The following is a 12,891-nucleotide window of genomic DNA, read 5'->3' on the forward strand; positions in this document are numbered from 1 at the left end:
AGCGACATGACCGAGGAACTCAAGACCGGCGGCGCCCAAGGCTACTTGCGCATCGCCACCGAGGAAGCCTTTGCCACGCAGGAACAGATCGACGTGTTCCTGCGCATGATCCGTGATGGCACGGCAGACAAAGGCATGGTCTCGCTCTGGGGCTTCTATGCCACCAGCCCTTCCGAACGCGCGATGCAGATCATGGAGCGGCTGCTCGATCTGGGAGAGCGGCGGATTGCCGACATGGACAGGGCGGGGATCGACAAGGCGATCCTCGCGCTGACTTCGCCGGGCGTGCAGCCGATGCTCGATGTGGACGAGGCCAAGGGTATCTCTGCGCGCGCCAACGATACGCTGGCGGAGGCCTGCGCGAAGTATCCGGACCGTTTCATCGGGCTTGGCACCGTCGCGCCGCAGGATCCGGAATGGTCAGCGGCGGAGATCCGGCGCGGGGCGAGCGAACTGGGCTTCAAGGGCATCCAGATCAACAGCCACACGCAGGGCGAGTATCTCGACGATCCCAAGTTCGATCCGATCTTCCGCGCGCTGTGCGATGTGGGCCAGCCGCTCTACATCCACCCCGCCACATCGCCCGACAGCATGATCGGGCCGATGCTGGAGGCCGGGCTCGACGGCGCGATCTTCGGCTTCGGGGTGGAGACGGGGATGCACCTGCTGCGCCTCATCACCATCGGTATCTTCGACAAGTATCCCGATCTGCAGATCATGGTCGGGCACATGGGCGAGGCGCTGCCCTATTGGCTCTACCGGCTGGACTACATGCACCAGGCAGGCGTGCGCTCGCAGCGGTACGAGCGGATGAAGCCGCTCAAGAAGACTATCGCCGAATACATGCGCTCCAACGTGCTGATCACCAATTCGGGCATGGCGTGGGAACCCGCGATCAAGTTCTGCCAGCAGGTGGTGGGCGAGGACCGGGTGATGTACGCCATGGACTATCCCTACCAGTATGTGGCCGACGAAGTCCGCGCGATGGACGCGATGGACATGAGCCGGGAAACAAAGAAGAAGTTCTTCCAGACCAATGCCGAGCGCTGGTTCAAGCTCTGAGCGCAGGAGACAGATATGTACGCGATTGCAGGTGCTTCGGGGCAGCTTGGGCAACTGGTGCTGGCCGGACTGGTAGAGAAGGTCGGCGCGGACAAGGTGGTGGCGCTGGTGCGCACGCCGGCCAAGCTGGCGGAGGCGGCAGCCTCCGGCGTTTCGGTTCGGGCCTTCGACTATGATGCGGTGGACGCGGCGGCGCTGGCGGGCGTGGAGCGGTTGCTGCTGATCTCGGCCAACGAAGTGGGCAAGCGCGGGCCGCAGCATCAGGCGGTGATCGATGCGGCCAAGGCGGCAGATGTGGGCCTGATTGCCTATACCTCGATCCTTCACGCGCCCACCTCGACCATCGGTCTTGCCGAGGAGCACCGCGCGACCGAAGCGGCGCTGGCGGCGAGCGGGCTGCCATACATGCTGCTGCGCAACGGCTGGTACAACGAGAACTATACCGGCGCGCTCGGCCCCTCGATCGAGCATGGTGCGATCATCGGGGCGGCTGGTGCGGGGCGGATCTGCTCGGCCACCCGCGCGGACTATGCGGCGGCGGCGGTGGCCGCGCTGGTCGACGGTGCGGCTGCTGACGTCTACGAACTGGCGGGCGACGAAGCCTTCACAATGGCGGACTTTGCCGCGCATGTTGCGCGGATCGCCGGAAAGCCGGTCGCCTATGTCGATATGAGCCAGGCGGACTATGCCGCCGCGCTCGAAGGCGTGGGCCTGCCCGGCTGGCTGGCCGCGATGCTCGCCAATTCGAGCTATGCCTCGAGCCAGGGCGCGTTGTGTGATGACAGCCACACGCTTTCGCGCCTGATCGGTAGGCCGACGACGCCGATCGCCGACACGATCGCGGCGGCCCTCGCTTGACCGCGCCCAACCTGCCGACGGTGGTTGCCAAGGGCGGGCGCTATGCGCTCGTCCTGCTCGCGCTGACGCAGGCGATGAGCTTGCTCGACCGGCAGATCCTTGCGATCCTCGCGCCCGCGATCAAGAAGGACCTCGGCGTCGGCGATGCCGAGATGGGGCTGCTTTACGGCACAGTGTTTGCGCTGTTCTACGCGCTGTTTTCGCTGCCGGTGGGGCGGCTGGCCGATGGCTGGGTGCGCACGCGGCTGCTGGCGATCAGCCTGCTGTTCTGGTCTGCCGCCACCGGCCTTGCGGGGCTGACGACCAGCTTTGCCATGCTCGCACTCTCGCGGCTTGGCGTGGGGATCGGCGAGGCGGCGACCTCGCCGGCGGGTACGTCGCTGCTGTATGATTATTGGCCGCGCCAGCAGCGCGGGTTCGTGATGGCGGTCATGGCTTCGGCGATTGCGCTGGGGCTGGGCGGGTCGCTGATTCTCGGGGGTCTTGCGGCGAACTGGTGGGATGTCGCGCATCCCGGGGCGGCGCTGCGCGGCTGGCAGTTTGCCTTCCTCGTCGCCGCCGCGCCCGGTTTCGTCCTCGCGGCGTTCCTGTGGACCTTGCGCGAGCCGGAGCGCGGAGTGATGGACGGCATCGCAACGCCGCCCGATCCGCGCCCGTTTGCTGCCAGCCTCGAAATGCTCGGTGCAGTGACGCCGGGCTTCCACCTCATCGTGATGCGCGCGCGCCGCGCCGCCCCGGCGATGATCGCGCGCAACCTCGTGCTGATGGGCGTGATCGCCGCGGTCATGGTCATGCTGATCGTCGCAAGTACCGCGATTTCGCCCCGGCCGCCGCTGGTGTTCGGCAGCATGGCCATCAATCCCCACGCGCTGCAGTGGGCGGTGATCGGCTTTGGTCTCGTCGTGATCGTCAACCTCGTACAGAGCGTGAGCCTCTCCGACCCGCAGGCCAGCCGGGTGATCCGCGGTTCGCCGACGGTGATGATGTGCATGGCCGTGGGCACGCTGCAATCGGTGCTGAATTACGGCATGATGGCGTTCAACCCCACCTTCCTGATCCGCACCTACCACCTCTCGCTGGGCGAGACGGCGCTGAAGTTCGGCCTGCTTTCGGCGGGCATGGGCATTGTCGGCCCGCTGCTGTGGGGGCCGCTGTCTGACTGGCTGCAAAAGCGCTGGCCGGGCTCGGGCCGCGCGGGCGTAGCGCTGTTCGCGATGACGGTTTCGCCGCTGATGTCGCTCTGGGTCTACACTTCGCCCGACGCGGAAACCTTCTTCTGGCGCTTCCTGCCCTACAGCTTCATCCTCACCGGCTGGATGCCGCCGCTCTATGCGATCATGTACGAGCAAGTCCTGCCCCGGATGCGCGGGCTGACCTCGAGCCTCTACCTGCTGGTGATGACGATCCTGGGGCTTGGCATCGGGCCTTATGTGGTGGGGCTGCTCTCCGATGCGACGGGCAACCTGCGTTTCGCCATGCTGAGCATCAACTGGGTGGCCCTGCCGATCGCGGTGCTGATGGTGCTGATCGCGCGGCGTGCAGAGCGGGACGAGCAGGGCCTGCTTGCTCGGGCGGCGGGGTAAGGCGGGCCTAGCCGGCGCTACCCGCCAGCGCCGCATCGAGCGCGGCGGTGTCGCTCAGCACCCAGAGAGCCGCGATGCGATCGCCAGTGAAGGTGAATAGCGCTGCCCCTTGCCATTCCACACGCTTTCCGCGGGGCTCGTGGCCGCGGAAGGGGCCGATGTGGGTGCCGGCAAAGCGCATGCGGGCAAAGGCGCGCTCGCCCTCGCTTACGCAGTCCACGATGGTGCAGTGATAATCCGAGAGGGCGCCGCGCACGAAGCTGACCATGCCCCAGAATGCATCGCGCCCGATCACCGGTGCGCCGAGCGAGCCCTGGAAGTGGAAGTCGTCGGTCACGAGCTCGTCGAGCGCAGTGCGTTCGCCTGCGTTCCAGACACGGGCGTAGAAAGCGGAAACGAGGGGATGGGTGCTCATTCTACCGCCCCTTCTTCGCGGTCCCCGCGCTGAAATCGGGGTCCTTGTTGGCCACCCAATCGACGAACTTGCGCACTGCCGGGTTGGCGAGGAGCTGATCCACGTCCATCCCGGCGCGCTGCAGTTCGGAATTGGTGAAGTTGGTGATCAGCGTGTTTTGGCAGATTGCGTGCATCGGCACGGTCTCACGCCCGCCGCGGCTCTTGGGCACGGGGTGATGCCAGACCACGGTGGAGCCGCAGGGGCGGCCGCAGAGCCAGCACGGCGGCGGGGGCGCGGCCTCGGGTGCCTCGTCCTCGTCGTCTCGCCAACCGCCTTTGGAATGCTTGCGGGCCATGCATGTGCCTTTGGTTCAGCAGCAGAATTGCGCAGCGGCTCTACTCCGGTTCGGCTTCGGCCGCCAGACGCTCCAGCCAGGCGCGGGCCTGTTTCGGCTCACCCACTGCCTGCGCGCGTACCGGTCCCCGTGCGGCGAGGAACTGCTGGTGCAGCGCGAAGGGTTCGTCCAGCATCAACTGCTCGCGTAATTCGGCGATCTCTTCGGCCAGCGCCTCCAGTTCGGCGACTGCCGGCGCGGCGCGGGCGCGGTCGTGGCGGTCCTGGCGGTGGTCGAACAGGCCCCAGCTCCCCGCAGCGGTCACCTTGAGCGCGGCGATCAGCGCTTCGCGGTAGTCTGCCTCCAGCCCCTCGCGGCGGCGGTCGAGGCGTTCGAGGCGGTCGGCACGGGCCACGGCATTATCCTTTCGGGGCGCGGCAGGCGGCTTACAATACCCGCCATACCCACAGCTTTATCCCCAGGGGATAGCGCGCGCCGGAGCAGATGAAAATGGAGCGGTTCATCCAGTCGTAGGGGCCTTCGGGTGCGATGAATTCGGGCACGGTGCGGAAGTAGTAGGCGGACGGGTCCACCTCCTCGCCTGCCGCGAGCCGGGCCATGACCTCGGGCGGGCCATGGCGCAGGCCGCGATTGCGGATCTGGATCACCACGCCGTCATCGGTTTCGAGCGCATAGATCGCATCGGCCACCGTCACGCCGTCGTGGCGGGTGAGCTGCCAGTCTGCAGCGTTGCCGATCAGCCTACCCTTGATGCGCGGGCCTTCCACGCGCCCGCCGCCCACGATGGGAATGATTCGCCGCGTGCCGTCATACGTCGCGCCGATAGCGACCGGCGGTTCGAGATCGCCGGTCGCTTCATAGACGAATTCGAGATCGGGCTTGATCATCTGGCTGCAGGCGTGCGCACGATGGCGTGGAAGTAGTCCAGCACTTCCGGGGTCAACCATTCAGGCTCGACCGGCGGATTGTAGCTCAGCTTCACGATCACCGTGCGCGTCTTGGGGTGGACGTAGATGAACTGGCCCGCGAGGCCGACCGCGCTGTAGGCACCGGGTTCGTTGTCCACCTGCCAGGTCTGATAGCCATAGCCCTTGAATTCGGCTTTCTTGGCGTAGTCCGCCGTGAAAGGGATCATCGTGGTCATCTGGCCGACCCACCCGGCAGGCACTATCTGTTGCCCATTCGCCTTGCCGCCATCGAGCATCATCTGCCCGAGCCGCGCGAAATCGCGCAGCACCGCGTTGTAGCCCATGCCGTTCAGCGCGCGGCCGTTGCCCGGCGGGCCATCGGCCATCCAGAACGCACCCGCTTCGGCGCCGAGCGGACCCCAGAGGCGGCTGGCGGTGTAGGTCTCCAGCTTCTCGCCCGTGGCGCGCTCAAGGATCCAGCCCAGCACGGCTGTATCGAGCGTCGCATAGTTGAAAGTGCTGCCGGGCGCGGTCTTCTTGCCAATGGTCACGGCGGGATCGGCAAAGCGCATCTCGTTGCGGACGATGGCCTTCGTGTGGATTGTCGCGGCAAGGCTGGGATGCTCGCCGAAATCGTAGCGCTCTTCGTAGTCGACACCCGAGCGCATCTGGAGGATCTGGCGGATCGTGGCATCGCCGTAGCCGCCCGCCTTGAGTTCGGGGACGTAAGCGCCTGCCTTGTCATCCAGCGAGCGGATCTTGTGTTCCCCCAGCGCGATGCCGACGAGCAGCGCGGTGATGGTCTTGGCCATCGAGAATGAGATGAAGTGCGTCGCCGCGTCAGACTTGTTGCGGTAGTCCTCGAAAACGACCTTGCCGTCCTTCATCACCAGAAGGGCGTTGGTGAAAGTGCGATCGGCCCAGGCTGCATAGGGCATTGTCGCGCCACCCGACTGGTGCTGCGGCATGGCGAGCGGCGCGCCGGTGGCGAGCGGCGCAACCGGGCCGGAGCGCGGCACATCGCGGCTTTCGAAGACATTGTTCGTATCGCGGAAGGTGAAGCTGTTGATCGCCGGATTGAGCCACTGCTCGCGCATGGAGATGACGGCGGCGGAGGGGCCTGCCGGTGCCGTCTGCGCGGAAGCGGCCATAGGGGCCAAGGCAACACTTGCTGCCAGAACGGCATGCCACAGGCGGATCGACATCAGATTCTCCCTCTCCGGTTATTGTTATGCTAAATAGCAATAACCGGAGAGGGCGGGAAGGGGTTTCAGGCGGCGAGCCCGATTTCGTCCGAATTTGCCCAATTGCCATGAAGGCCGAAGCGCAGGCGGATGGGGATCTGCACCGTGGCGACGGGGCCTTTGGCAATGTCCAGCGCATCGAAGATCAGCAGGTCGCTGCGGTGTTCCTCCAGCCGGTTGCAGACTTGCAGGATCCAGCCGTCGCCTTCGGGCGCGTCCTTGCTGCGGGGGACGAAGCAGGGTTCCTGCAGGCTGCTGACCGCGCCGCACCACCAGTGCTGTTCCGCGCCGGTTTCGAGGTCCTTGTGGAACAGGCAGTTCATGATGAGCCCGCCGGCACTGCCGCCCTTGAGCTCGACCGGGCGGCGGACATCCATTTCGAGGAACCAGCCGTGGCGCGTTTTCTGTCCGGTAAAGCGGTCGTCGATGCGCGGGAATTCCCCCATCGAATCGGAGAGCTTGTTGATTTCGGCGAAATCCTCGCCGTTAGACGCCAGATCGACCACCCAGTCGGTCGGGTAGCTCATCGCTTCCATCCCGTTGAACGGCGCGCCGTGTACGTCCGGGAAGAACGGGAACATGTTGTTCTTCGCCTCGCAGGTGACGAAGTGGACCTTGGTGCCTTCCTGCCAGGCATTGAGCACGTGGGAGGCAAAGCAATTGTCCCGCTTGAACCAGCGGATGTCTGCTTGGGTCACCCCGTCGCGGCGGGGGATGATCCCGAGATAGACGGGCATGGTCGTGTCGAAACCGAAGTGTGGCATACCCTTTTCGAGCCGCTCCCAGCTGCCGATCGAGGGGACGATGTGGAGCACGAGGTAATCGTCGGTGATCCCGAAATCGTGCATCATGCAGTAGTAGGGTGCCTTGAACCACACCTCGCGGACAAGCTCGCCCTCGGGGCTGACTTCCATGTAGGTCACGTCGTCACTGCACAGGCCGCTGGCGGCGTAGCCGATGGCGACCATGTTGCCGGTCGTCGGATCGACCTTGGGATGCGCGGTGAAGGTCTGCCCGGTCATCTTCCCGCCGAACTTCTCATAGCCTTCGGTTTCCATCGTCGCCGGGTCCATGACGAGGCCGGGGCTGTCTTCCTTGAGCGCCCAGAGCTTGCCGCCGAAGACGAAGGCGTTGGTGTTCGCCGTGCCGCGGATTTCGCCCTTCACAGCCTCGTCGTCGGTCAGCGGATTGCGGTAGGCGCCGAACAGGCCCTTGCTGGCAGCATTTTCCAGCTTCCACTTGTCGGTTTTGGCCCAGCGCTGGCAGAAATCGACCTGGCCATCATGGATGTGGAAGCGGGTGATCATGCCATCGCCGTTGAAAGCGATATCGTCCCCCAATCGCGGGGGAAATTGCGGGTCGGGCTGGACGCGGAAGAATGCGCCGTTTAGCTCTTTGGGGATCGTGCCTTCGTGCGCGAGGTCGGCGATGTCTGCCTCGATCCGCGAGGGTGTGTTGAACCCGGTGAAGCTCGGACTGTTGGGGAAATGGGCCACGGGGTCCTCCTCTCACGTTTTTGCTTGGGGTTCGATTGTAAGTGTTGCTAACGAATAGGCAAGGCGCATCTAAGGGCGCCGATGGGCCAGAGGGGCAGGGAAGCGGCATTGATCAAGGACAAGTTTGCCGATGCGGTGACTGCACCGCCGCCACCTGAGGGCGAAGCCGATATCGGCGCGATCAAGGACATTCTGGGCTTCCATATCCGCCTCGCGCATGGAGCCTGTCTCAGGCACTTTACCGAGACGTTCACCGATCTCGATCTCACGCAGAAGCAGGTCTCGGTGCTGTGGCTGGTTGATGATCATCCCGGCATCGCGCAAACCGATCTCGCGCAACGCCTGCGCATGGACCGGGCGACGACCATGGCGATCATCAACCGCTTGCAGGCCAAGCACTTCCTCCGCCGCGACCGGTCTGACAAGGACGGCCGCAAGCAGGCTCTGTTCCTCGAAGAACCGGGCAAAGCCATGCTCGCCCGCGCCAAGCATGCGATCGGCGAGCACGAGGCCTGGGTGAAGAGCCGCTTCACCGACAAGGAAGTGCGCCAGCTGATCGAATTGCTTTCGCGGATCCATGAGTGAGGATGCAATTGTCTGCTGACTTGCACCTTACCCCGCTCACCCTGAGCCTGTCGAAGCGTGCTGGCGCGACCGCCGGGCAAGATGCTTCGACAGGCGCAGCATGAGCGGTTTGGGGAATGGCAAGAAGCGGGTCCCCGTAGCCCAGTCCGGGGTGGCGAAAAAAGAAGAGATGAATTGGACAGCGATGTCCTCGGGAGAATGACAATGAACACCGATCCGCGCGAGATCATTCGCCAGACGACGATGAGTTCCGCGCAATGGATCGCCGTCGTGCTGATGATCGCGCTCAATGCGCTCGATGGGTTCGACGTGCTCTCCAGCGCGTTTGCCGCGCCGGGCATTGCCAAGGAATGGGGCATTGCGCGCGATGCGCTGGGCGTGGTGCTGGCGATGGAGCTCGTCGGCATGGGCGTGGGCTCGATCCTGCTCGGCGGCGCGGCAGACAAGCTGGGCCGGCGGCCGACGATGCTGGGCTGCCTTGCGGTGATGGCCAGCGGCATGGCGCTGGCAACGACCGCGCAGAACCCGCAGATCCTCGGGCTGTGGCGCTTCATCACGGGCCTTGGCATCGGCGGCATGCTGGCCGCGATCAACGCGGTGACGGCGGAACTTTCGAGCGCCAAGGGCCGCAGCCTTGCCATGTCGCTGATGGTGATCGGCTATCCGCTCGGCGCCACGATCGGCGGGACGATTGCGGCCATGCTGCTCAAGAGCGGCGATTGGCGCGTGGTGTTCGAATTCGGCGCGATTGCGACCGTGGTGTTCATTCCGCTGATCTGGTTGTTCGTGCCCGAAACCCCGGCCTATCTCCTTGCCCGCCGCCCGGCGGGTGCGCTGGAGCGGATCAATGCCTCGATGGCGAAGCTGCGCCTGCCCGGAATCGCGGCGCTGCCGCCGGTGGATGCGCGTGACAGCAAGGCGAGCGTGCTCGATATCCTCAAGCCCGGACTCATCGGCACCACGCTGGTCCTTACCGTGGGCTACTCGCTCCACGCGATCACCTTCTACTACATCCTCAAGTGGTCGCCCAAGATCGTGGCGGACTTCGGTTTTGCCGCGCCGCAGGCGGCGAGCGTGCTGGTCTGGGCCAATATCGGCGGGGCGACCGGGGGCGGTCTGTTCGGCTTCCTGATGCACCGCTTCGGCATCAAGTGGCCGACCATCGTCATGCTGCTGCTGGGCGCGGCGGCGGTCGTGGTGTTCGGGCTGGGCGGCAGCGATACCACGCTGGTTGGCTGGCGTTTTGCGGTGTTCTGCACCGGCTTTGCCACCAATGCCGCGATTGTCGGCTTCTACAGCGCCTTTGCGCACGGTTTCCCCGCGCATGTGCGCGCCACCGGCACCGGCTTTGCCATCGGCGCAGGGCGCATTGGTGCGGCGGGATCGCCGATCCTGGCTGGCACGCTGTTCACAGCCGGTGGGCTCAGCCTGTTCACTGTCTCGGCGATCATGGCATGCGGTTCGGTCATGGCCGCAGCGCTAATGCTCATGCTCGCCCTTAGAGAGGCTGATTGAGCCGCGAACCTGATTGAACACTGGCCCTGCTTTGCCTATCGGCAAGGCTGCCAATTTCCCTGGGGGAGGATTACCCATGAAGACCCGCGCCGCTGTTGCGTTTGAAGCCAAGAAGCCGCTCGAAATCGTCGAGCTCGATCTCGAAGGCCCCAAGGCCGGTGAAGTGCTGGTCGAGATCATGGCGACCGGCATCTGCCACACCGATGCCTATACGCTCGATGGGTTTGACAGCGAGGGCATCTTCCCCAGCGTGCTCGGCCATGAAGGCGCGGGCATCGTGCGCGAAGTGGGCGCTGGCGTTACCTCGGTGAAGCCCGGCGATCACGTGATCCCGCTCTACACCCCCGAATGCCGCCAGTGCAAAAGCTGCCTCTCGGGCAAGACCAACCTGTGCACCGCGATCCGCGCCACACAGGGCAAGGGCCTGATGCCGGATGGCACCTCGCGTTTCTCGTACAAGGGCCAGACCGTGTTTCACTACATGGGCTGCAGCACCTTCTCGAACTTCACCGTGCTGCCGGAAATCGCGCTGGCCAAGATCCGTGAAGATGCGCCGTTCCAGTCGAGCTGCTACATCGGCTGCGGCGTGACCACGGGCGTCGGCGCAGTGATCAACACCGCCAAGGTTCAGGTCGGCGACAATGTCGTGATCTTCGGTCTCGGCGGCATCGGCCTCAACGTGATCCAGGGCGCGCGGCTCGCTGGCGCCAACAAGATCATCGGCGTCGACATCAACCCCGACCGCGAGGAATGGGGCCGCAAGTTCGGCATGACCGACTTCCTCAACACCAAGGGCATGAGCCGCGAGGACACCGTAGCGGCAATCGTCGCGCTGACTGACGGCGGCGCGGACTACACCTTCGACGCGACCGGCAACACCGAAGTGATGCGCACCGCGCTCGAAGCCTGCCACCGCGGCTGGGGCACGAGCATCATCATCGGCGTGGCTGAAGCGGGCAAGGAAATCAGCACGCGTCCGTTCCAGCTCGTCACGGGCCGCAACTGGCGCGGCACCGCGTTCGGCGGGGCCAAGGGCCGCACCGATGTGCCGAAGATCGTCGACATGTACATGCAGGGCAAGATCGAGATCGATCCGATGATCACCCACGTCATGGGCCTTGAGGAGATCAACACGGCGTTCGATCTGATGCATGCGGGCAAGTCGATCCGCTCGGTCGTCGTGTTCTAATTCAAGGAAATACCGATGTTTACCCATACCGTTCTCGGCACCAACGACATTGAAAAGTCGCGCGCCTTCTACACCGCCGTGATGGGCGCGCTTGGCCATCAGGCCGTGCCGCTGCCGAATGGCACGCTGTTCCCGGCTCAGGGCGGCGCGCTGATGGTGCGAACGCCCGCGAATGGCGAGGCGCATACCTGGTCGAACGGCTTCACGCAGGGCTTCGTTGCCAAGACTTTCGCTGAAGTCGATGCCTTCCACGCGGCAGGCCTCGCCAATGGTGGCACCTGCGAAGGCGCTCCGGGCGTGCGTGAAAACGCGCCGGGCAAGCAGTATGGCGCTTACTTGCGCGATACGGACGGCAACAAGATCTGCGCCTTCGCGCCGAACCCGAACGCCTGATCGACTCGAGACGCCCCTGAGGCCGCCTGCGGGGCGGCCTCAGGCAAGCCGCAGCAGCATCGCCCCGCAGGCGATGATCGCCGCTGCCGCGATCCGCGCGGGGCCGACCCTCTCGCGCAGGATGAAGGCCGAAATCGCGGTTGCGAACAGGATCGAGGTTTCGCGCAGCGCAGCCACCATGGCGATCGGGGCCATGGTCATCGCCCAGAGCGCGATGGAATAGGATACGATCGTGCCGAGGCCGCCGAACAGCCCGATGGGCCAGTTCCGGCGGATGTAGCCCACCGCCGCCGCGCCGCGCGCCCGCAGCGTCCAGACTGCCATGGCGATGCCGGTCAGCAGGGAAAGCCACAGCGTATAGGCCGTCGGCGTGCCGGAGAGCCGCGCGCCCGCACCATCGATCAGGGTGTAGGCCGCAATGATCCCCGAATTGGTGAGCGCGGCGGCGAGGCCTGCCGGCCGCAGCGAACCGCGCGCACCGGCCATCATGGCAAGAATGCCGAGGCAGATCGTGCCGACGCCGATCCAGGCGAGCCCGGGCAGCGCCTCGCCCAGCCAGATCCCGCTGATCAGGGCCACCGCCAGCGGTGCGCAGCCGCGCATCAGCGGATAGGCAAGGCTCATGTCCACCGTGCGGTAGACCCGCACGAGCAGCCCGAGATAGCCCACCTGCAGCAAGGCCGAGACCGCCAGATAGGGCCAGCTGGCCCGCGCCGGAACCGGGAGAAACGGCAGGGCAACCAGCGCGATCAGCGCCGCGCCGCCCATCACCAGCGTGGTGGAGAGCAGGGTATCGCTGCTGCCCTTGAGAAACGCGTTCCAGCTCGCGTGCAGCGAAGCCGCGAACAGGATGAGCGCGAAGACCGGAAGATCGATCATGTGGCGGGGCCCCGTGCAGGGCCGATCACATCGCCGAGATGCCGCCGTCGAGCTTGAGTTCCGCGCCGGTCATGAAGCGGCTTTCGTCACTGGCCAGATAGAGCACGCCCTGCGCGACATCGATGGGCTCGCCCACGCGGCCGAGCGGGATCTGGCGGGCGAGCTTGCCCATGACCACGTCCTTCTCGATCCCCGCGTTCTTGCTGATGCCATCGAGGATCGGCGTATCGACGAAGGTCGGGTGCACCGAATTGCAGCGGATGTCCCATCCGCGCTTGGCGCAGTAGAGCGCGACCGACTTGGTCAGCATCCACACCGCCGCCTTGCTCGCGTTGTAGCCGGGCATGGTGTGCGAGGCGATGAGGCCCGCAATCGAGCTGATGTTGACGATCGAGCCGGGCTGGTTGTCCTTCAGCAGCGGCAGCGC

The 12,891-nt window shown here is 65.3% G+C and carries 15 protein-coding genes; 7 read left to right on the plus strand and 8 right to left on the minus strand.

Going from position 1 to position 12,891, the window contains the following annotated elements; translation table 11 throughout:
- The first annotated feature begins 6 nt into the window (after positions 1–6).
- Genes Q0071_RS18540 through Q0071_RS18550 form a run of 3 tightly spaced genes read left to right on the plus strand, consistent with a single transcriptional unit; the run spans position 7 to position 3,503 of the window.
- The gene (locus tag Q0071_RS18540; RefSeq protein WP_298173123.1) at positions 7–1,062 is read left to right on the plus strand and encodes an amidohydrolase family protein; all 1,056 of its coding nucleotides are present in this window, start codon (positions 7–9) and stop codon (positions 1,060–1,062) included.
- 15 nt (positions 1,063–1,077) lie between these two features.
- Positions 1,078–1,920 carry an NAD(P)H-binding protein gene (locus Q0071_RS18545; RefSeq protein WP_298173125.1) on the plus strand — a complete coding sequence of 281 codons (843 nt, stop codon included), beginning with the start codon at positions 1,078–1,080 and terminating at the stop codon, positions 1,918–1,920.
- A complete protein-coding gene (locus tag Q0071_RS18550) occupies positions 1,917–3,503 on the plus strand; it encodes an MFS transporter (RefSeq protein ID WP_298173128.1) in 1,587 nt (528 codons plus the stop codon). The genes Q0071_RS18545 and Q0071_RS18550 overlap by 4 nt, the downstream gene beginning before the upstream one ends.
- Positions 3,504–3,510: 7 nt before the next feature.
- On the opposite strand, the gene Q0071_RS18555 is transcribed toward Q0071_RS18550, so the two are convergent.
- From Q0071_RS18555 to Q0071_RS18580, 6 genes are all read right to left on the minus strand, one after another.
- The gene (locus Q0071_RS18555) at positions 3,511–3,918 is read right to left on the minus strand and encodes an ester cyclase (protein WP_298173131.1); all 408 of its coding nucleotides are present in this window, start codon (positions 3,916–3,918) and stop codon (positions 3,511–3,513) included.
- Between the two features lies 1 nt (position 3,919).
- Entirely contained in the window at positions 3,920–4,255 is a 336-nt protein-coding gene (locus Q0071_RS18560; protein ID WP_298173134.1) for a hypothetical protein, read from the minus strand.
- Positions 4,256–4,295: 40 nt separating this feature from the next.
- On the minus strand, positions 4,296–4,649 hold the full coding sequence (locus tag Q0071_RS18565) for a hypothetical protein (RefSeq protein WP_298173137.1): 354 nt from the start codon (positions 4,647–4,649) through the stop codon (positions 4,296–4,298).
- Between the two features lie 31 nt (positions 4,650–4,680).
- Positions 4,681–5,142: a DUF3237 domain-containing protein gene (locus Q0071_RS18570; RefSeq protein WP_298173140.1), complete on the minus strand. Its 462-nt coding sequence runs from the start codon at positions 5,140–5,142 to the stop codon at positions 4,681–4,683.
- A complete protein-coding gene (locus tag Q0071_RS18575) occupies positions 5,139–6,314 on the minus strand; it encodes a serine hydrolase (RefSeq protein WP_298173143.1) in 1,176 nt (391 codons plus the stop codon). The genes Q0071_RS18570 and Q0071_RS18575 overlap by 4 nt, the downstream gene beginning before the upstream one ends.
- 119 nt (positions 6,315–6,433) lie before the next feature.
- Positions 6,434–7,903 (minus strand): carotenoid oxygenase family protein, encoded by a 1,470-nt coding sequence (locus Q0071_RS18580; protein ID WP_298173146.1) that lies wholly within the window; start codon positions 7,901–7,903, stop codon positions 6,434–6,436.
- A 108-nt stretch (positions 7,904–8,011) separates the two neighbouring features.
- Between Q0071_RS18580 and Q0071_RS18585 the strand changes: the two genes are divergently transcribed.
- The 4 genes from Q0071_RS18585 (at position 8,012) to Q0071_RS18600 (ending at position 11,585) form a co-directional block, all read left to right on the plus strand.
- Positions 8,012–8,488 (plus strand): MarR family transcriptional regulator, encoded by a 477-nt coding sequence (locus Q0071_RS18585; RefSeq protein ID WP_298173149.1) that lies wholly within the window; start codon positions 8,012–8,014, stop codon positions 8,486–8,488.
- Positions 8,489–8,692: 204 nt separating this feature from the next.
- On the plus strand, positions 8,693–10,003 hold the full coding sequence (locus tag Q0071_RS18590) for an MFS transporter (RefSeq protein WP_298173152.1): 1,311 nt from the start codon (positions 8,693–8,695) through the stop codon (positions 10,001–10,003).
- A 76-nt stretch (positions 10,004–10,079) separates the two neighbouring features.
- Positions 10,080–11,192: an S-(hydroxymethyl)glutathione dehydrogenase/class III alcohol dehydrogenase gene (locus tag Q0071_RS18595; protein WP_298173156.1), complete on the plus strand. Its 1,113-nt coding sequence runs from the start codon at positions 10,080–10,082 to the stop codon at positions 11,190–11,192.
- 15 nt (positions 11,193–11,207) lie between these two features.
- Positions 11,208–11,585, plus strand: a complete 378-nt coding sequence (locus tag Q0071_RS18600; RefSeq protein ID WP_298173159.1) for a VOC family protein — start codon at positions 11,208–11,210, stop codon at positions 11,583–11,585.
- A 39-nt stretch (positions 11,586–11,624) separates the two neighbouring features.
- On the opposite strand, the gene Q0071_RS18605 is transcribed toward Q0071_RS18600, so the two are convergent.
- Positions 11,625–12,464: a DMT family transporter gene (locus tag Q0071_RS18605; RefSeq protein WP_298173162.1), complete on the minus strand. Its 840-nt coding sequence runs from the start codon at positions 12,462–12,464 to the stop codon at positions 11,625–11,627.
- Between the two features lie 25 nt (positions 12,465–12,489).
- A partial coding sequence (locus Q0071_RS18610) for an SDR family oxidoreductase (protein ID WP_298173165.1) occupies positions 12,490–12,891 on the minus strand: 402 nt, incomplete at its 5' end.

It is taken from the genome of Novosphingobium sp. (assembly GCF_027486195.1).
Taxonomy (GTDB): Bacteria; Pseudomonadota; Alphaproteobacteria; order Sphingomonadales; family Sphingomonadaceae; genus Novosphingobium.